The organism is Rahnella sp. CFA14(1/10) (genome assembly GCF_004195095.1).
GTDB classification, from domain to species: Bacteria; Pseudomonadota; Gammaproteobacteria; order Enterobacterales; family Enterobacteriaceae; genus Rahnella; species Rahnella perminowiae.
On record NZ_SEWS01000001.1, the window covers coordinates 218579 to 239000 of the forward strand.

Consider the following 20422-nt stretch of genomic DNA (forward strand, 5'->3'; position numbering starts at 1 on the left):
AATGGATTGGGGTACCTGGCAGAGTGCGATACACTGACAGTATTGCACCTTAACTTTGAAGCCTTTATGCGCCGTCTAACTTTGTGGATGCTTTTACTGAGCGGCTTGTCCACTGCAGTCTTTGCTGAAACTGCCCCAACACACGCCAGCCCGTCAGAGGTCAGTGCGCCGGTGAAAGATATTCGCCAGAGCGGCTTTGTCTATTGTGTTAACGGCATGGTCAATACCTTTAACCCGCAGAAAGCCAGCAGCGGGCTGATTATTGATACGCTGGCCGCACAGTTATACGACCGCCTGCTGGATGTTGATCCTTATACCTATCGCCTGATCCCCGAACTGGCGCAAAGCTGGGAAGTGCTGGATGATGGCGCAACCTACCGTTTTCATCTGCGCAAAGATGTGCCTTTCCAGAAAACCGGCTGGTTTTCGCCATCGCGTAAAATGAATGCTGACGACGTGGTGTTCAGCTTCCAGCGCATTATCGACCCGAATAATCATTACCATGCTGTAAACGGTGAGGAATACCCGTATTTTGACAGTCTGCAGTTTGCCCGGGCGGTGAAAAGCATCAAAAAACTCGACGACTACACTGTCGAGTTTCGTCTGAATAATCCTGACGCCTCATTCCTGTGGCATCTGGCGACACACTACGCACCGGTGCTTTCCGCTGAATATGCCGCGAATTTGACAAAATCCGGCAACGAAGAAGAGATTGATCGCCAGCCGGTCGGCACCGGCCCGTTCCAGTTAGGCGAATATCGCACCGGCCAGTATGTACGCCTGGCGCGCAACGGTCAGTACTGGAAAGGGACGCCGCGCATGTCGCAGGTGGTGATTGATATGGGCGTTGGCGGCACCGGACGTTTGTCGAAACTGCTGACCGGTGAATGTGATGTGCTGGCCTATCCGGCAGCCAGTCAGCTGTCCATATTACGTGAGGATCCGCGTTTGCGTCTCTCCCTGCGTCCGGGGATGAACGTTGCGTATCTGGCTTTTAATACCAACAAAGCCCCGCTCAATGATCCGCGTATCCGTCAGGCAGTCGCGCTGTCGATCAACAATCAGCGCCTGATGCAGTCCATATATTACGGCACTGCTGAAACCGCTGCGTCTATTCTGCCGCGTGCGTCCTGGGCTTATGACAGCAACGCGCAGGTGACGGAATACAATCCGGATAAAGCGAAACAAATCCTTAAAGACCTCGGACAGGAAAACCTTAATCTGCATTTATGGGTTCCGACGGCGTCACAGTCATTTAACCCCAGCCCGCTGAAAACCGCTGAACTCATTCAGGCAGATTTGGCGCAGGTGGGGATTAAAGTGACGATTGTCCCGGTCGAGGGACGTTTCCAGGAAGCAAAGCTGATGGAGATGAATCACGACCTGACGTTATCCGGCTGGTCAACAGACAGTAATGACCCGGACAGTTTCTTCCGTCCGATGCTCAGTTGCGCAGCGATTCATTCGCAGACCAACTATGCTCACTGGTGTCACCCGGAATTTGATGAATTGCTGCGTCAGGGGTTGCTGTCACAACAACTTTCTCAGCGCATTGAGTTTTATCAGCAGGCGCAAAAGATACTTGAGCAGGAGCTGCCGGTGTTGCCACTGGCCTCTTCCCTGCGCCTTCAGGCTTACCGTTACGATATTAAAGGGCTGGTATTGAGCCCGTTTGGCAACTCCTCTTTTGCCGGCGTGTTTCGTGATGATGAAAAGAGCCGTGATGACGAAGGAAGGAAAGCCCCATGATCATCTTTACGCTACGCCGTATTTTGCTCCTGCTGGTCACGTTGTTTTTTCTCAGCCTGGTGGCCTTCAGCCTGAGTTATTTCACGCCGAATGCGCCACTGCGCGGTGCCTCTTTATGGGATGCCTACCGCTTCTATTTTGCGGGTCTTTGCCAGTTTGATTTTGGTGTGTCGAGCATCAACGGCGAAGGCATCACTTATCAGCTGAAAGCGGTTTTCCCGGCCACGATTGAACTGTGCGTTCTGGCCTTTGCGCTGGCGTTAGTCGTCGGCATCCCGCTTGGCATTCTGGCGGGAGTGATGCGCGGAAAATGGACGGATGTGGCCATCAGCAGCATCGCCCTGCTCGGTTTTTCCATCCCGGTGTTCTGGCTGGCGGTGCTGCTGATGCTGTTCTTCTCGCTGCAACTGGGCTGGCTGCCGGTCTCCGGTCGGCTGGATTTACTCTATCAGTTGAAAACCGTCACCGGCCTGACGTTGGTTGATGCATGGCTTTCTGATTCGCCATACCGCCATGAGATGATCATGAGCGCCATCCGCCATATGATTTTACCGATCGCCGCACTGGCCGTTGCACCGACGACTGAAGTGATCCGCCTGATGCGCATTTCTACCGATGATGTGCTGGAAAAAAACTACGTGAAAGCTGCCGCAACCCGAGGTTTATCACGCTTTACGATTATCCGTCGTCATGTATTACACAATGCATTGCCACCGATAATCCCAAAACTCGGCCTGCAATTTTCGACCATGCTGACACTGGCGATGATTACCGAAGTGGTGTTTAACTGGCCGGGCATCGGACGCTGGCTGATTAACGCCATCCGTCAGCAGGATTATGCGGCGATTTCAGCCGGTGTGATGGTCGTTGGCTCGCTGGTCATTGTGGTCAATGTGCTTTCAGACATTCTGGGTGCGCTGATGAATCCATTGAAACATAAGGAATGGTATGCCCTTCGATAATGTATACCGCGAAAAACAGGTTCCGAGCCCGCTGCGCCACACCTGGGGGATTTTCTATCGCGACACGCTGTCGATGATTGGTTTCTACGGTGTGCTCGGTTTGTTATTGCTGTGCATATTTGGCCATTTATTAGCCCCTTACGCGCTCGATCAACAATTTCTTGGCTATCAGCTGTTGCCGCCATCCTGGTCACGCTACGGCAATGTGTCGTTCTTTCTTGGCACAGACGATCTGGGGCGTGATTTACTTAGCCGGATGTTAACCGGCGCGGCACCGACGATTGGCGGCGCGCTGCTGATCACGCTGGCCGCATCATTATGTGGCGTCATTGTCGGTGTGCTGGCAGGGATCAGCCGTGGCCTGAAATCGGCCATTCTGAACCATATTCTCGATACACTGCTGTCGATCCCTTCCCTGCTGCTGGCAATTGTCGTGGTCGCGTTTATTGGCCCGAAGCTTGAACATGCGATGCTGGCGGTCTGGCTGGCCCTGTTGCCGCGTATTTCCCGTACCATTTACAGTGCCGTGCATGATGAACTGGAAAAAGAATATGTGGTTGCCGTGCGTCTCGATGGGGCCTCTACCTGGCAAATCCTGCGTTTTGCCGTTTTGCCGAATATTGTCGCGGTGCTGGCCACGGAATTTACCCGTGCCCTGTCTATGGCGATTCTGGATATCGCCGCGTTAGGTTTTCTGGATCTGGGCGCGCAACTGCCTTCACCGGAATGGGGTGCCATGCTCGGCGATTCGCTGGAACTGGTGTACGTTGCGCCGTGGACAGTCATGCTGCCGGGTGCCGCCATTCTTATCAGCGTGCTACTGATCAACCTGCTGGGTGACGGTGTGCGCCGGGCGATTAACGCGGGGGTGGAATAATGCCGTTACTCGATATCCGCAATCTGACCATCGAATTTATGACCGCCGAGGGCCCGGTCAAAGCCGTCGACCGCGTCAGTATGACGCTTAACGCCGGTGAAATTCGCGGGCTGGTAGGGGAATCCGGTTCGGGTAAGAGCCTGATTGCCAAAGCGATTTGTGGCGTTACCAAAGATAACTGGCGTGTGACGGCTGACCGTATGCGCTTTGATAACATCGACCTGTTGCAACTGACGCCCCGTGAGCGGCGCAAACTGGTCGGGCAAAACGTGTCGATGATTTTCCAGGAGCCGCAGTCCTGTCTGGATCCTTCGGAAAGCATTGGCCGCCAGCTAATTCAGGCGATCCCCGGCTGGACCTATAAAGGCCGCTGGTATCAGCGCTGGAAGTGGCGGAAAAAACGCGCCATCGAACTGCTGCACCGCGTCGGCATTAAAGATCACAAAGATATTATGGCCAGTTATCCGTATGAGCTGACTGAAGGCGAATGCCAGAAAGTGATGATCGCCATCGCGCTGGCAAATCAGCCACGCTTGCTGATTGCTGATGAGCCGACGAATGCCATGGAGCCGACTACGCAGGCGCAGATTTTCCGTCTGCTGGCGCGGCTCAATCAGAACAATAACACCACCATTTTGCTGATCAGTCATGATCTGCAAATGATGAGCAAATGGGCGAACCGCGTCAATGTGCTGTACTGCGGGCAAACTGTTGAAAGTGCGGTGTGTGAAGAACTGCTGGCCTCGCCACATCATCCTTATACACAGGCACTGATCCGCGCGATGCCGGATTTCGGCCGTTCATTACCGCATAAAAGCCGTCTGAATACCTTGCCGGGTGCCATTCCTTCGCTGGAACATTTGCCGATTGGCTGCCGCCTGGGACCACGTTGCCCTTACGCGCAGAAAAAATGCATTGAAACGCCGCGTCTGCGTCTGGCTAAAACCCATGCGTATGCCTGCCATTTCCCGCTGAACATGGAGGAGCAGTAATGGGCGAAACTCTGCTCGAAGTCCGTAATCTGAGCAAAACGTTCCGTTATCGCACCGGACTGTTCCGCAAGATGAATCTCGAGGCAGTGAAACCGGTCAGTTTTACACTGCGCGAAAAACAAACGCTGGCGATCATCGGCGAGAATGGTTCGGGCAAGTCGACGCTGGCTAAAATGCTTTCCGGCATGGTCGAGCCAAGCGGTGGCGAAATTCTCATTGATGAACATCCGCTGGCGTTTGGTGATTATCGCTTTCGCAGCCAGCAAATCCGTATGATTTTCCAGGATCCGAGCACCTCACTTAATCCGCGTCAGCGTATCGGGCAGTTACTTGAAGCGCCACTGCGTCTGAACAGCGAAATGGATGCACAACAGCGCGAACAACGCATCAACGAGACGTTGCGGCTGGTCGGGATGCTGCCCGATCATGCTAATTATTATCCGCATATGCTGGCGTCCGGTCAGAAACAACGCGTGGCACTGGCGCGCGCGCTTATCCTGCAACCCAAAGTCATCGTGGCCGATGAGGCACTGGCGTCTCTGGATATGTCGATGCGTTCGCAAATCATCAATATGATGCTCGAATTACAGGAAAGACAGGGCATCTCGTATATCTATGTGACTCAGCATCTGGGCATGATGAAACACATCAGCGATCAGGTACTGGTGATGCACGAAGGCGAAGTGGTGGAGCGTGGGAATACGGCCGAAGTGCTGGCAGCACCGCTGCATGACCTGACCAAACGGTTGATTTCCAGTCACTTCGGTGAAGCGCTGACGGCTGATGCCTGGCGTCGGGACGGTAATTAATCTCTCTGCAGGGTAATAGACGGGCAGATCCTCCCCCTAAACGGTGTCAGGAAACTGTCACCGTTTTCTTTTTATGCAAATTCACCCCCTTCTATTCCTTTTAGATATGATTTATCGCTTAACATTATTTTATATCGACAGCGGTATCGGCAACGATAGGGTCTGATAATTTGCCTGAGTAACAGGCTTGAAGAAAGGACCCGTTCATGGAACAACAACGCAAGGCCGCACACAGCGGCTGGTATCATGAAACACAATCCAGCCAATATGGTCATCTTCCGCTCGATCCCCACGCTGCGTTGGTACAGGATCGCTTTCTGCTGGGCCTTGATGCTCAGCTCGACCCGACGCTTCGCCAGTTGCTTAATGAACGCCAGCGACTGCTTCGGGCATCCCGGACCTGTTATGAGGTGCTGTTTCCTGACACGCTGAAGGTTTCGCGTACTGAAACACTATCATTGTATGACCGTCTCAGTAGTGCTCTGACAGTGGCACAGGTTACCGGCGTACAGATACTCTGTAGCCATTACGCTGCCCGACTCGCTCCGCTACCCAGCCCTGATGCCTCCCGTAAAAGTAACATCCGCCAGACCCACATTACCCAGTTCGCACGACTCCTAGCTACCCAGCCAACACTGATTACGGTGCCGATGTTGCATCAGCTTTATGATGTCGGTTTCAGCACGCGCGATATCGTGACCTTTACGCAGCTGATTGGCTTTGTCAGCTATCAGGCGCGCGTTCTGGCGGTTCTTAATGGTTTACGTGGACGCGCTGCCGCCGTCTTGCCGGGGTTTCCTTCACCGGAAGGATGTGAGCAAAAAGGATTTTCACTCGCAATGTTGCAATGGACGTCACGATTACCTGAAGTGGTGCCGGAAGATGCCAGCCAGCATCAGCAGGATGTGCTGGATTTAATCGCACCTGATGCCCGCTCTTCGTCTTTCTATACTTTGCTGGTACATGATGCCGACGCGCTGAGCGAATTTTCTGCAGTATTTAACAATATTATGCAGGCAGGTGCGGATCCGGTCGCTACATGGCGTGAGCTGGCTGCCGTCACCACGTCACAGCTGAACGGTTGTTTGTATTGCGCCGGGATCCACGGCCGTTTGTATCTCGAAGCGGGCGGTAATGAGAGGCTGATTAATGACTTATTCGCAGAAAATCACCGTGATGATGCCATCGATACGCTGTCGAAAAATCTGCAAGACAAAAAAGAGACTGCCTTGCTGGAGGCGGTGGTCACCCTGACACGGACGCCGGAACGTTTTGATGCGCGCCAGCTGCATGGTTTGTCTGATGCCGGGTATTCAGCAACACAATCTCTGGATATTCTGCTGACAACGGCACTGTTCAGCTGGTCAAACCGGCTGATTCAGACGCTGGGCGATACCCTGAATCAATAGTCCTCCTTTTTACTCTCCTTGTACCCCCTCATTCCGGCAGGATATTCACCTGCCGGTGATGCCAATTGTAAACCCCTGCACCACCTAACCGGCATAAGTCGTATTAATCTTATTTTCAATCGGAAATTTAGTGTTAAAACGAGAAGCTGATCACATTACACTGTGCGGCGTTGCGGGTAGATCTCCAGCAGTAAATTATTTATTCACAAATCACTTCATAAACCCCGTCAACATAGAAACATTCACTATTTATTCACTCCATGGCAGATGATAAAACTGATTAATCATTTCATCGTAAAACAATGACAATGTAAAAACAGAGACTATAATTCATACAACATATTCATATTGCCTATTTAGAAAACATAAACATTAATTCTGCATAACATTTCGAACACAGATTAATCACGCCGGATAAGTTAAATGTAACGGAATATGTCAAACTCCTTGCCACATTTACGAAGATAGTGAACATTACTTGCCGTCATCCCATCTTATAACAATGCAAAGGGTGCTTATTTCGCGCCACTTATGCGTTTCCGCCCTCTATGGCCGGAAGGAATAAACAGAGGTACGAGTGTCAACTGCAAACAAAACACCAAACAATGAAAGCGTGAGTCTTAACGCCTTCAAACAGCCAAAAGCGTTTTACCTGATCTTCTCCATCGAATTATGGGAACGTTTCGGTTACTACGGCCTGCAAGGGATCATGGCGGTTTACCTGGTCAAAATGCTTGGCCTGAGTGAAGCCGACTCCATCACCCTGTTCTCCTCATTCAGTGCGCTTGTGTATGGCTTTGTAGCTATCGGCGGCTGGCTGGGTGATAAAGTGCTGGGCTCAAAACGCGTGATCGTGCTTGGAGCGATTGTTCTGGCGTTAGGTTATTCATTCGTTGCCTATTCCGGCCACGAAATCTTCTGGGTCTATCTGGGTATGGCGACTATCGCCGTCGGCAGTGGCTTGTTTAAAGCAAATCCATCCTCATTGCTTTCTACCTGCTACGAAAAAGATGATCCGCGTCTTGATGGCGCATTCACCATGTATTACATGTCGGTGAACATTGGTTCATTCTTCTCCATGCTGGCAACACCGTGGCTGGCTGCAAAGTATGGCTGGAGCGTCGCGTTCTCCCTGAGCGTGGTGGGTATGTTGATCACTATTGTGAACTTCCTGTTCTGCCGCAAATGGGTCAAACGTCAGGGTTCGAAACCAGACTTCGCGCCGCTGCAATTCAAGAAACTGTTGATGGTGCTGGCCGGGGTCGTGGCGCTGGTATTCCTGTCAAGCTGGTTACTGCATAACCAAACCATTGCACGTATGGTTCTGGGTGTGGTTTCCGTGGGTATCATTATTGTCTTTGCAAAAGAAACCTTCTCAATGCAAGGCATTGCACGCCGGAAGATGATTGTGGCGTTCCTGCTGATGATGGAAGCGGTGGTGTTCTTTGTGCTGTACAGCCAGATGCCAACGTCGCTGAACTTCTTCGCTATCCACAACGTAGGTCACGACCTGCTGGGTATCAGCTTCCAGCCTGAGCAGTTCCAGGCGCTGAATCCATTCTGGATCATGGTGGCCAGCCCGGTTCTCGCAGCTATCTACACCAAGGTCGGCGACCGCATGCCAATGCCACACAAGTTTGCGATGGGTATGGTGTTATGTTCCGGTGCGTTCCTGGTGCTGCCGTGGGGTGCGAGCCTGGCGAATGAGCAAGGCATCGTGTCAGTAAACTGGCTGGTACTGAGCTACGCGCTGCAAAGTATTGGCGAGCTGATGATTTCCGGCCTGGGTCTGGCGATGGTGGCTCAGCTGGTTCCACAGCGTCTGATGGGTTTCATCATGGGTGCCTGGTTCCTGACCACCGCAGCCGCGGCGATTATCGCAGGATATGTTGCCAACCTGACAGCCGTGCCTTCTGACATTGATGACGCCCATGCCTCACTGGCCATTTACAGTCACGTCTTCCTGCAGATTGGTATTGCGACAGCTGTGATTGCTGTGCTGATGCTGGTGACTGCATCTAAACTGCACCGCATGACGCTGGATCGCGAAACTGACGAGAAGCAACCTGAACTGGCTTCTGCTCAGTAAACACAGAAGCCTCTGCCGATAGTTTATCAACGCCTCCTCCGGGAGGCGTTTTTGCAACATAATCATCCAAACCTAAGAAACGCCGATCTGTACAGACTTTTACCCTAAATAATATCGCCCTTTCCCACTTTGTTTTGCGCGGTACATCGCGGCATCGGCCCGTGCCATCAGCGTATCCGGCAGCAAAGGCTGGCGTGCGCGGCCTATCGCCACACCGATACTGGCAGACAATGCCACCGGGACGCCTGCGACATGCTCGATTGAGTGCAATGCATTCATCAGACTGACGCAAATGCGGCTGACGTCATTTTCAGTATTGTTCAACTGACTCAGCAAAACGGTAAATTCATCTCCCGCCAGACGTGCCACAATATCTTGCGAACGCAGATTATCGCGTAAGGTATGACCGAAAAACTTCAGGATCAAATCACCAAATTCGTGCCCGTAGGTGTCGTTATAGACTTTAAAATTATCAATATCCAAAAAGAGCAATGCGATGTCGGTTTCTGCTTTTTCCTGATGTCCGGCGGTATAACTCAATGATTGCTGGAAGGCGCGCCGGTTCGGTAATCCGGTCAGCGGGTCGTGATTTGCTTCAAATTCCAGCTGAGCCTGCAGCGCTTTTATTTCGCTGATATCGGTTGAAAGGCCGTAATAACCATTACGGATATCGTCGCAAGGGATCAGCGTGGTATGCAAAACGCCGCCTTTGCCATGGCGGTAATAATCCGGCAATTCGATTTCGTAACTCACCGTCATGCCCTGCAACACCTGATGAATATAGGGTTTAATCTTGTCATAACTGTGCTCCCCCACGACCTCCCTGACCTGCTTCCCGCAGACCTGTGTCTCTTCGACGCCATACCAGTTGGCGTGGAAATGATTCACAAACGTGTATTGCTCATTCGCATCAACATGGCAAATCAGCGCGGGGATATTATCAGTGATGGCCCTGAGGCGTTTTTTGCTTTCCGTCAGCTCCTGTTCACGGGTCAGACGCCGCGCAATTTCCTGATGGAGCTGTTCCATTGTCACCTGTAACTCATGCGTGCGGTCAGCCACACGGCGTTCCAGATCCTCCTGCAGCGAATACAGCGCCTGTTCGATATGTTTACGCTCAGTAATGTCACTGATAACAACAATGTAGTGATGGGCTTCGCCGGTCACATTACGCACCAGTGAGGCCGTCAGCGTCACCCAGAGCGTACTGCCGTTCGCCCGCTGTAAAAGTTTTTCTACGCTGAAGCTGTTGATTTCACCGGAAAGCAGACGGGGAATCAGCACGTTTTCGGCATAAAGATCATCGCAATGGGTCACGTCCTGCAACAGACAATCACGCAACTGATGTTCGGCATATCCCAGCATATTGCATACCTGCGGATTGATGCGCAGCCAGCGCCAGTCGAGTCCGACTAAGGAGAAGCCAACGGCAGCGTGAGCAAATGTCTGTTCAAACAAAGCTTCACTTTTCGCCAGATTGTCTTCTACCCGCGCCGTATACTGCCGGTTTTCGAGGTGCAAAATATAACTTTGAACCAGCGCTGTCATATCCAGCAAAGTTTGCTGATCTTCCTCACACCATTCCCTGGGGCGGTCATCAACCAGACATAATGCCCCCAGCGCCACCCCTTCTTTCGAATGCAGGGCGCAACCGGCATAAAACACGATATGGGGATTACCGGTGACCAGCGGATTATCGTGGAAGCGCAAATCGAGCCGGGCATCCCTGACAATCAGCGGGCCGGATTCGAGAATGGTATGACCGCAAAATGAGATATCACGGTGAGACTGTTTAATGTCAACGCCGGTGTGTGAAAGGAACCACTGCCGGTCCGCGTCAATCAATGAAACTACAACAGCCTTAGCCTGAAACTGCCGGGCAGCCATCCGGGTAATACGGTCAATCTCCTCAATTCCGGGAGAATCCAGGATGCCCAGGGAAGCCAGTATGGCAAGACGAGCCGGTTCATCAACTGCCGGTTGAGGGAATAACATAATGCACTCTCAAAGATTATTGATGACTATTCCACCGAGTCTACGCGTTTGGCTGGAAAAACGGCTCTGATTCCGCCCTGCGGAGGAAAAAATCAGAATAGTGACAGATCACTAAACACGTAAATATTTAACACTTTCTGAGCAATTATTGGCAAATCAGATCATTAAAGCGAAGCCACCCAATTCACATGGGTGGCATCTATCTGCCCGAGTTGTTCAGCATCACGGCGGAATTTCTCCCGCATTTCGGAAGGCGTTGCGCCATAGAATTCATGGAAATAGCGACGTAAGGCGCTAAGTTCCAGGCCACACTGTCTCGCAATAGCAGCCAGACTTTGATCAGACATAGAAGAGGTACGCAGGAGTCGCTTCGCCAGCAATAACCGACGGCTGCGAATAAACTGCGCGATACCACCAAGCGGTTCAAACAGGCGATATAACCCGGAGCGCGAAATAGCAAAATTTTTGCACAGAATATCAATACTGATCGGTTTGCCGAGATGCTTTTCGATATACAGACAAATGCGCTCAAGACGTGCACTTTGCTCAAACGGATGTTCCACCTTTTTCCCCGCCACCAGGTGCAGGGTTTGCAGGAATACCGACGCCGCGCCCTCACCGGTGCTCAGCACTTCCTGTTCGGTCATCTGATCAAAAACCTGCACCATCGTCGCAAAATGGTTGCGCAGAATAATGTTCACCGGAGAGGCAGCAGGAATGCGCTTCCCGTGTAACGAGGCGATATCAACATTAAAATGCAGGCTGTGCTTGGGCATAATAATGTATTGATATGAACCGAGACGCGGTTTCTGCTCGCCCGGATACACATGGATTTTAATCGGCTGGGACATATCCTGGATCAGAATATCCCCCTGATTCAGCATGAACCGCTCGCCGAAGCACTGACACGCCATCCCGCCGACGATCACAATGAAAATGACGATATGATCAGGCATTGAGAACAGATTGCCGTACTGACGGTTGATATCATGCTCACTGACAGTCAGCACACCGCCAATCACCCGACCGAAATTGTAGCCGGTGACACCCCAGTCAAACTCTTCCCGGTGGCGATCGGGCAGTTCAAGTTTGAAACCTGCGCTGGACATTCCGTCTTCCCATTCGTAAAAACGGGTATCGAAATCCTGATAAATGTTCGCACTATCAACGATCTTTCGTGATGATGAATCGCCCATTTTCTCACCGAAAATTAAGATAATTCCGAAACGATAATCCACTACAGGCTGTGAAATCAATCCTCAGCAGCAATTGGTAATACTTTTACACCAAAAAAAATCCATTTTTGAGTGGGTGCTGGCGTTCTAAAAGTGTGCAAAAACAGCCAGTAAACCGTGCTATTTGACGAATCAGACTGACATGTTGTTCGCGATAATAATTCCGGGATCAGTTAATATTACGCAGCAGAAACCCGTTTTCTGTTTGCTATTCTTAATTAATTGTCAGTCACATTATTGGCTCAACTCAGACCGGGGGCGTGCGATGGTAAAAAGAAAAGTCCTGGATGAGGGACGCCAGCTAAAAAGAATGAATGCAGAAACCCGCAGGCAGTCGCACATGCATAAATGGTTCGCGATTGTGGCGGCTCTCGACTGTGTGCTGGTTATTTTTTATGATCAGGATATGCGTAACATTGTTTTCTCAGCGGGCGTCTGTGTAGTGTGTACTTTCCTCTGGCTGAAAGGTCGTAAACAATCCCGCAGTTACCGACGCGAATGGGATGAAAAATTTGGGACTAAAAAGCATCTCTGATACTTCATTCCAGGCTGTTTTTATTTCTCCGTTTCACCGTTTATAAAGTCGTTCCTCAATAGGATAAAAGTGCCTCTGTCCGGTCCCCATGATTGTTCAGAATAACCGCCTGCATACCTGTAATATTCTTTCATCGCTTATTTCTGACACACTTGCTCAGCGAATTTTTCCGGGATCTTAACTGACGACATTTTCGCCTGCTTCTGTCAGCGTTGGTTAGCCCTGAATTCGCAGCATAATATGCTGGTAACGCTCAGTATCAGTATGGCATCCGGTGATACCTGATCAGGATGCGAGCCCGCACTTATTCATTCAGGCAGATCATGCTTTGTAACTGCTAAAATTCGTCGCTAAAAAACGCATTGAACTAAGTTGATCGTTATTCACCCGAATAATATATCGAATACCTTACTTAGTGCGTGATAACCAATTGAATTTTAAAATTTAAAAACAACGGTAATATTCTCATCCAATTGTGAGTAATAATTGGAAAAAACAATCTTATGAGTTTACTGGTTAACATACAGTGCCACATCACACTCATTTTCTGCCCGGGGTATTTAACTCATGCTTACAGATATTGCGATATGCCAGGCAGTTCTTGATGCGCTTCCCGAAGCAACAGTCCTTAAAGATAATGAGCGTAAACTGGTATTCCTTAATCAGAAAGCCAGCGAATTTTATGGGCGTTCACGGGAAGAATTGATTGGTCAGGAGGTTTCTTTTTTTACGGATCCTGAACAAGCGGCACGGCAGCGTGAACGCGATATCGAAGTTCTGGAAACCGGCGAAAAAACGGTCAACGAAGAAACGCTGGTTGACCCATCAGGTAACCGCCGCAATGTGCTGGTGCGTAAATCGCGCGTTACGCTGGAGGCACGGCATTTCATTCTGACCTCCATTATGGATATTTCGCTTTTGCGCAATTCAGAAGCGCAGATCCGCTACCTTGCCCGTCATGACGTATTGACCGGCCTGCCCAACCGGACGGCGCTCAGTGAGGAGCTTAGCCAGATTGCCGCCCAGCGCATGTATCGCCCTGAACCTCACGCCCTCTTCCTGCTTAATCTCAACGACTTCAATTACATCAACGACACATATGGCTATCAGGCAGGTGATGCCATTCTCTGTGAATTCGGCCAGCGTCTGCGTAATGAAGTCGGCAACAGCGGAACGGTTTCGCGCATTGGTGGCGATGAATTCTCGATTATTCTGCGCAATAGTCCGACCAGTGAAATGGCCAATAATCTGGCGCTGGAAATACTGGTGATGATGCGCCAGCCGTTTACGCTGACGCGGGCCAATCCGATGATGACAATTTCATTCGGCATTGTGATGTTTGGCGCAGAGAATATTACCGCCGGCGAGATCATGCGCCGCGGCAATACGGCGCTGCTGGAAGCCAAGCAGCGCGGCAAAAATATGTTTTCGTTTTATTCTGAATTACTTGATGCCAGCAGCGTCAGTAAACGCATTATGGTGAAAGCGCTGGCGGAGTCGCTGGCCAGAGAAGGCGATCTGACCTGCGTTTATCAGCCTATTTTGCGCAGCCGTGATGAGAAGGTCGTTTGCGTTGAGGCGCTGGCACGCTGGAACCACGGCGTGCTCGGACAGGTCTCGCCGGTACAGTTTATCGCTCTGGCCGAAGAAACCGGGCTGGTGATTCAGCTCGGTGAAATCGTTTTGCGTCAGGCATGTCGCGATATCAGAAATTTTGAGCGGCTTAATCTGGCGATCAATGTTTCAGCCGTTCAGCTCGGTGAACAGGATTTCGGGCCGCGTATTCTGGCGGTTTTGGCTGAGGAAGATTTCCCGCCTTCTCGACTCGAACTTGAACTGACCGAAACGTCCGTCATGAATGCCAACGAGACCAGCCTCAGCCATCTCGCTAAATTACGTAAGGTTGGGGTTAAGGTTTCGCTGGATGATTTCGGTACGGGTTATTCCAGCCTCAGTTTGCTGAAAGATATTTCGGTAGACAGCGTGAAAATTGACCGTTCATTTGTGCAATATGTCACAGAAGTGAATGATACCGCCGCGATCGTTTCTGCCGTATCCCAGCTTGGTAATAAAATGCATCTCAACGTCATTGCCGAAGGCGTCGAAAATCAGTTGCAGAAATCCTTTTTAGTATCAGCAGGTTGCTCACATCTCCAGGGCTATCTGTTCTCCCGCCCCGTGCCGGTTGATGTGTTAAAAACTTTACTGAGCGATGAAATGAACATGTTATCCCGTATCTGGCTCAACGATTTATAAGCACCATAGATAACTCAAAACACCTTATTAATTCATTCAATTGGCGCTCGTCCCTGTTTTACTGACATGATCCGAGGCTGATAAATCACGCCGTTTAAGGAATCACATCATGTCATCGTTTTCAGGTATCTGGGTCCCGCTGGTCACGCCTTTTCATCAGGGTGAGATTGATTTTACTGCGCTGAAATCATTGTGCACCCGGCTGCTCAAACGGGGCGTTGACGGCGTCGTGGTGTGTGGTACAACCGGTGAGGCCCCTATGCTCACCAAAGAAGAACAACTGCAGGTCCTGGATGCGGTGCTGGAGGTAGTGCCAGCCCGTCAGGTGATCATGGGACTATCAGGCACGCATATGCCCGTTATCCGTGAAATGCAGGAGGCGATTTTACGCCGTCCGGTTGCCGGTTTACTGATCCCCGCGCCCTATTATATTCGTCCCTCTCAGGCCGCGCTGGTCGCCTGGTTTACGGAAATTGCAGATCACGCCACAGTGCCGGTGGTGCTTTACAATATTCCTTATCGTACCGGCGTACAGATGGAGCTGGACACATTCCGCCAGCTGGCCAAACATCCCCGTATTACAGCCGTCAAAGATTGCGGCGGGAGCATAGATCTGACGCTTTCGCTGATTGCTGACGGAGAACTTGACGTGCTGTGTGGCGAAGACGTACAGATATTTTCCACCCTGAGCCTGGGCGGTAAAGGGGCGATTGCCGCGTCGTCGCATATCTTCCCGGAGGAGTTTGTTCAGCTGATAAAGCAGTTCAAAGAGCAGGATATGGCTGCGGCGCGTAAAACCTTCTTTAGCTTACTGCCGATGATCCGGCTGATGTTTTCTGCTCCCAATCCGGCGGCCATCAAATACGCGTTATCACTGGACGGGTTAATGGATAACGAACTGCGTTCTCCTATGCTGCCTGCACCGGAAAATGTTGAACTGGCGGTGCGGGACTTTCTGAATCAGCACTCGCGCTGAGAACTGACGGTTGAGTTCATCAGAAGATGAATCACCGGACGCACTGTCACAATTAAAACGCTGACTTTTGCTCCCGCCGGTTCTAGGATAGAAGCAGTTTTTATATAGCCCTGTTGCGTCCCTATGAAACTGCGGGGTGAGATGTGTTGCCCATTCAATGGAGTGTTTATGAAACTGTATTATAAATCCGGTGCGTGTTCCCTTTCCCCCCATATCGTCTTGCGTGAAGCGGGTCTGGACTTCAGCATTGAGAAAGTGGACCTGGCAACCCGGAAAACCGAAACCGGTGATGATTTTCTGGCAGTGAATCCAAAGGGGCAGGTCCCCACTCTGTTGCTCAATGATGGCAGTATTCTGACCGAAGGTGTGGCTATCGTGCAGTATCTGGCAGACCAGAAACCAGACCGCCAGCTGATGCCGGAAGCCGGTACACTGGCCCGTTATCACGCGCTGGAATGGCTGAACTACATTGCAACTGAGCTGCATAAAGGTTTCTCGCCATTGTTTAATCCCAAAACGCCGGAAGAGTTCAAGACATTAACCCGCGAAGCACTGAGCAAAAAATTTGCTTACGTGAATGCCTGCCTGAAAGACAATCATTTCCTGCTGGGTGCGCGTTTCAGCGTGGCAGATGCTTACCTGTTTACCGTGATGGGCTGGGCCAAAGCGCTGAAATTTGATCTGAGCGCACTGACTGAACTGAATGCTTATCTCGAACGCGTTGCCGCACGTCCGGCTGTTGATGCCGCGCTGTCGGCTGAAGGCCTGAAATAATCGCTTTCGCGATGTGATCACAAAAAACGCCCCGGCTGCAACAGCACGGGGCGTTTTTGTGTATTCAGGAAAAGAGGTGTTCAGGCAGTGCTTACAGTTTTACCGCCGGGAAGTGATGCTCAGGTTTAACCATTTTGTCCTGCGCCGCCACGATTTGCAGCTCGTATTCACCCATTGCATGCGTGGCAAGCATGACTTCATAAACAGCAGCGGTCACATGCTCCAGCGCTTTATCTGGTGCTTCACCTTTGAGCAGATTCACCAGCAATAAACCACTGGTCAGATCGCCCACGCCAACCGGCTGACGGACACCGAAATCAACCAGCGGACGGTCAATATGCCAGGCTTCATCTGCAGTCACCAACAGCATTTCAAATCGGTCACTGTGATAGCCTGCACGACTCAGGTGTTTCACCAGCACAATTTTCGGGCCCTTGCTGATCAGCTCCCGCGCGGTGGCGACGGCTTCGTCAACGCTTGCCACCGCGTGGCCGCTCAGCAGTTCAAGTTCCAGCAGATTTGGGGCGATTATGTCGCAGTTAACCAGCGCCTGGTTGCAGTGGAACTCAGCAACGCCCGGCGCCACAATACATCCCTTTTCAGGATGTCCCATCACCGGATCGCAAAAATACCAGGCGTCCGGATTCGCAGCCTTCACCCGACGGACAATCTCAAGAATGCTTTGTCCTTGCTCCGGTGAACCGATATAGCCGCTCAGTACCGCATCACAATCCTTCAGACGGTCAATTTCTGCAATCCCCTGCGCGATTTCGGTCAGATGGGCGGCCGGCATCACGCAGCCGGTCCAGTGTCCGTACTGCGTATGATTAGAAAACTGCACAGTATTCAGCGGCCAAACGTTTGCGCCCATACGGCGCATAGGGAACTCCGCCGCGCTGTTACCTGCGTGTCCGAAAACCGTATGTGACTGGATAGAAAGAATGCTTTTCATGAAGAACTTCCGATTGTAACGTCATCGGGGAGATGGCGGGATTACTGATATCAGTGAACGAAAGCGGGAGGCCTCACAGCCCCCCGTTCTACCGACCGGAGGCTTATGCCCAGAGCAACAGTGTGTAGTTCTTTTTACCGCGACGCAGCAAAGTATAGCGACCAAACAGGCGGTCACTGTCAGCGAAGCTGTATTCTGTATCCGTCTGCTTTTCGCCGTTTACAGAAACCGCGTTAGACGAAATCAGGGTACGTGCCTGGCCTTTCGACGGTGCCATACCGGCGATGACCAGCGCCTGTTGCAGATCCGTATCGCGTGGCACTTCAAACAGCTCCAGACCATCCTGCGCCAGCTGGCCGAAGTCGACCTCTGTCATTTCGCTCAGGGAGCCGGAGAACAGGCTTTGCGTGATGCGTTTTGCAGCCGCCAGACCTTCTGCACCGTGGACCATACCGGTCACTTCTTCGGCCAGAACGTACTGCGCGCGTGGCGCTTTGCCACTGGTTTTGTCTTCTTCTTCCAGCGCATTGATGTCTTCAATGCTCATGAAGGTGAAGAACTTCAGGAAGCGGTAAACGTCGGCATCTGCGGTGTTGATCCAGAACTGGTAGAATTTGTACGGGCTGGTTTTCTTCGGATCCAGCCAGACTGCGCCGCCCTCGGTCTTACCGAATTTGGTGCCATCAGATTTAGTGATCAGCGGAACGGTCAGGCCGAACACTTGTTTCTGGTGCAGACGACGGGTCAGATCGATACCTGACGTGATGTTGCCCCACTGGTCTGAACCGCCGATTTGCAGCTCAACTTTGTGCAGATCGTAAAGGGATGCAAAATCGTAACCCTGCAACAGGTTGTACGAGAATTCGGTGAAGGAGATACCGCTGTCATCGCGGTTCAGACGCTGTTTCACCGCTTCTTTGTTGATCATCTGGTTAACAGAGAAGTGTTTGCCGATATCACGCAGGAAAGTCAGCACGTTCATGCCGCCGAACCAGTCGTAGTTATTGGCAGTGATAGCGCTGTTATCGCCACAGCTGAAATCCAGGAACGGCGAAACCTGCTGACGGATTTTTTCCACCCACTCGTTCACGGTTTCATTGGTGTTCAGCTTACGCTCGGTGGCTTTGAAGCTCGGGTCGCCAATCAGACCGGTGGCGCCACCCACCAGCGCCACAGGCTTGTGGCCGTTCAGCTGGAAGCGTTTCAGGCAAAGCAAAGGCACCAGATGTCCCAAATGCAAGCTGTCTGCGGTAGGATCGAAACCGCAATAGAGTGCAATTGGCCCTTGCGCCAGTCGCTCTGCTAACGCTTCTTCATCCGTCACCTGGGCAATGAGGCCCCGCTCTTGCAATTGTTTAATCAGGTTGCTGCTCGCCATCAAAGACTCCGTTTGTTTGTACTCAGAAATAGGTACTGAATGTGTGCAGATTCATGTCTGACATCATGCCGCGCATGTGCCCTTTCTCTCACCTTTACGGGAAACGACATAGAATAAAGCGCTCGTCGCCCGAGCGCTAGGGAATCGCGTGTTTTTTCGTGGTTAAGGTGCGAGGCGGTCTATTTTCCAGCCAGTTTCTGTCTCAGCTTCATCACGCTGATAAATGAACCGGTCGTGCAGACGATGTTCACCGCCCTGCCAGAACTCCATCGAATCCACTTTGACGCGAAAACCACCCCAGAAACTTGGCAGTGGCACTTCCCCATTGCTGAATTTCTGTTTCAGTTCGAGGAATTTGCTTTCGAGTACACCGCGCGCCGAAATACGACTGGACTGCTGCGATACCCACGCGCCGATCTGGCTATCTTTCGGCCGGCTGGTGAAATACTTCATCACTTCCAGCGTCGACAGACGTTCGGCCTGACCGAGCACAATGACCTGACGGTCCAGCATGTGCCACGGGAATAACAGGCTGATGCGCGAGTTATTCGCCAGTTGCTGCGCCTTACGGCTGCCCAGATTGGTGTAAAATACCAGTCCTTTTTCGTCGTAGTGCTTGAGCAGCACAATGCGCTGGAAAGGTTGTCCGCGCTCATCAACCGTCGCTACCACCATCGCCGTCGGGTCAGCGAGACGGGCATCGCAGGCCTGTTTCAGCCAGTGTTCAAATAAAGGCAGGGGTTCAGGGGTTAAATCAGCACGACGCAGCCCGCCACGGGTGTATTCGCGGCGCGAGTCCGCAATATCAAACTCTTTGTTATCAGGCATATGGATTCAGTTGCGTATCTTAGGAAGGTAAACGCATTGTGCACCCGCCGCGTCAGGATCTCAATGTTCCTGATGCAGCGAAGAGAAAGGAAGGCTATCAAAAATGACGCTGCCCACGATAATGCAGCAAGGCGGCAAAGTGGGGATCCCCGGGAGCACAGATAACTATGTGACCGGGGTGAGGAAATGCGGCTAACGCATCTGCAGTCTGAAATATAACGGATAGGTTTATTTTTGAACGCAATCGTCGATGATGACGTTCTCACCGCGCTGCACAAAAGCCTGATCGCCTTTAGACCAGAATGTGTAACGGCCATCGCTGTATTGCGTGCCGGAAGCGGCGTCAATCTGTATCAGTTTCAGCTGTTCACCATCGAGAACCATATTGACCTGCTTAGCCGGTTTATCCAGCGTAACCGTTAACGGTAAGGTGCCGCACTGGTAGTGTAATTCTTCAGTGGGACTTTCGGTCTGGTGGCTGAACTGGCTGCATCCTGCCAGGGTCAGACCTGCTAACGTCGCGATAATTGCCTTTTTCATTCGGTGCTCCCGGGTGCTCTTGATTTATCCCTTTTATTTACCATGCCAGCGCACGCAACACATTGA

Annotated in this window: 17 protein-coding genes; 11 read left to right on the forward strand and 6 right to left on the reverse strand. The window is 51.5% G+C overall.

Annotated features, from left to right (window positions below; all coding sequences use genetic code 11):
* The first annotated feature begins 66 nt into the window (after positions 1–66).
* From sapA to dtpA, 7 genes are all read left to right on the forward strand, one after another.
* Positions 67–1749, forward strand: coding sequence for an ABC transporter substrate-binding protein SapA (gene sapA, locus EVX52_RS01050; protein ID WP_129990424.1), 1683 nt, complete (start codon positions 67–69; stop codon positions 1747–1749).
* On the forward strand, positions 1746–2711 hold the full coding sequence (sapB, locus tag EVX52_RS01055) for a putrescine export ABC transporter permease SapB (RefSeq protein ID WP_129951671.1): 966 nt from the start codon (positions 1746–1748) through the stop codon (positions 2709–2711). The genes sapA and sapB overlap by 4 nt, the downstream gene beginning before the upstream one ends.
* A complete protein-coding gene (gene sapC / locus EVX52_RS01060; RefSeq protein ID WP_129951672.1) occupies positions 2698–3588 on the forward strand; it encodes a putrescine export ABC transporter permease SapC in 891 nt (296 codons plus the stop codon). The genes sapB and sapC overlap by 14 nt, the downstream gene beginning before the upstream one ends.
* Positions 3588–4580, forward strand: coding sequence for a putrescine export ABC transporter ATP-binding protein SapD (gene sapD, locus EVX52_RS01065; protein ID WP_129951673.1), 993 nt, complete (start codon positions 3588–3590; stop codon positions 4578–4580). Before sapC ends, sapD begins: the two co-directional genes overlap by 1 nt.
* Positions 4580–5389: a putrescine export ABC transporter ATP-binding protein SapF gene (gene sapF / locus EVX52_RS01070; protein ID WP_129951674.1), complete on the forward strand. Its 810-nt coding sequence runs from the start codon at positions 4580–4582 to the stop codon at positions 5387–5389. The genes sapD and sapF overlap by 1 nt, the downstream gene beginning before the upstream one ends.
* A 206-nt stretch (positions 5390–5595) precedes the next feature.
* Complete coding sequence (locus EVX52_RS01075) at positions 5596–6798, forward strand: peroxidase-related enzyme (protein ID WP_129990425.1); 1203 nt, start codon at positions 5596–5598, stop codon at positions 6796–6798.
* A 577-nt stretch (positions 6799–7375) separates the two neighbouring features.
* Positions 7376–8887, forward strand: coding sequence for a dipeptide/tripeptide permease DtpA (gene dtpA / locus EVX52_RS01080; RefSeq protein ID WP_129951676.1), 1512 nt, complete (start codon positions 7376–7378; stop codon positions 8885–8887).
* Between the two features lie 99 nt (positions 8888–8986).
* Here dtpA and EVX52_RS01085 read toward each other — a convergent pair whose 3' ends face one another.
* Positions 8987–10882, reverse strand: a complete 1896-nt coding sequence (locus tag EVX52_RS01085; RefSeq protein ID WP_129951677.1) for a diguanylate cyclase domain-containing protein — start codon at positions 10880–10882, stop codon at positions 8987–8989.
* Positions 10883–11046: 164 nt separating this feature from the next.
* Entirely contained in the window at positions 11047–12078 is a 1032-nt protein-coding gene (locus EVX52_RS01090; RefSeq protein WP_129951678.1) for an AraC family transcriptional regulator, read from the reverse strand.
* Positions 12079–12382: 304 nt separating this feature from the next.
* Here EVX52_RS01090 and EVX52_RS01095 point away from each other — a divergent pair, with 304 nt between their 5' ends.
* The 4 genes from EVX52_RS01095 to gstA all read left to right on the forward strand — a co-directional run bounded on the left by EVX52_RS01095 (position 12383) and on the right by gstA (position 16658).
* Positions 12383–12652 carry a hypothetical protein gene (locus EVX52_RS01095; protein WP_129951679.1) on the forward strand — a complete coding sequence of 90 codons (270 nt, stop codon included), beginning with the start codon at positions 12383–12385 and terminating at the stop codon, positions 12650–12652.
* Positions 12653–13219: 567 nt separating this feature from the next.
* Positions 13220–14908 carry a bifunctional diguanylate cyclase/phosphodiesterase gene (locus EVX52_RS01100; protein WP_129951680.1) on the forward strand — a complete coding sequence of 563 codons (1689 nt, stop codon included), beginning with the start codon at positions 13220–13222 and terminating at the stop codon, positions 14906–14908.
* A 109-nt stretch (positions 14909–15017) separates the two neighbouring features.
* The gene (dapA, locus tag EVX52_RS01105) at positions 15018–15884 is read left to right on the forward strand and encodes a 4-hydroxy-tetrahydrodipicolinate synthase (protein WP_129951681.1); all 867 of its coding nucleotides are present in this window, start codon (positions 15018–15020) and stop codon (positions 15882–15884) included.
* Between the two features lie 168 nt (positions 15885–16052).
* Positions 16053–16658 carry a glutathione transferase GstA gene (gene gstA, locus EVX52_RS01110; protein ID WP_129951682.1) on the forward strand — a complete coding sequence of 202 codons (606 nt, stop codon included), beginning with the start codon at positions 16053–16055 and terminating at the stop codon, positions 16656–16658.
* A 91-nt stretch (positions 16659–16749) separates the two neighbouring features.
* Here gstA and pdxY read toward each other — a convergent pair whose 3' ends face one another.
* The 4 genes from pdxY to EVX52_RS01130 all read right to left on the reverse strand — a co-directional run bounded on the left by pdxY (position 16750) and on the right by EVX52_RS01130 (position 20356).
* Positions 16750–17610 carry a pyridoxal kinase PdxY gene (gene pdxY, locus EVX52_RS01115; protein WP_129951683.1) on the reverse strand — a complete coding sequence of 287 codons (861 nt, stop codon included), beginning with the start codon at positions 17608–17610 and terminating at the stop codon, positions 16750–16752.
* A gap of 103 nt (positions 17611–17713) precedes the next feature.
* Positions 17714–18988, reverse strand: a complete 1275-nt coding sequence (tyrS, locus tag EVX52_RS01120) for a tyrosine--tRNA ligase (RefSeq protein ID WP_129951684.1) — start codon at positions 18986–18988, stop codon at positions 17714–17716.
* Between the two features lie 162 nt (positions 18989–19150).
* The gene (gene pdxH, locus EVX52_RS01125) at positions 19151–19816 is read right to left on the reverse strand and encodes a pyridoxamine 5'-phosphate oxidase (RefSeq protein ID WP_129951685.1); all 666 of its coding nucleotides are present in this window, start codon (positions 19814–19816) and stop codon (positions 19151–19153) included.
* Between the two features lie 228 nt (positions 19817–20044).
* Complete coding sequence (locus EVX52_RS01130; RefSeq protein WP_129990426.1) at positions 20045–20356, reverse strand: MliC family protein; 312 nt, start codon at positions 20354–20356, stop codon at positions 20045–20047.
* Between the last annotated feature and the right edge of the window lie 66 nt (positions 20357–20422).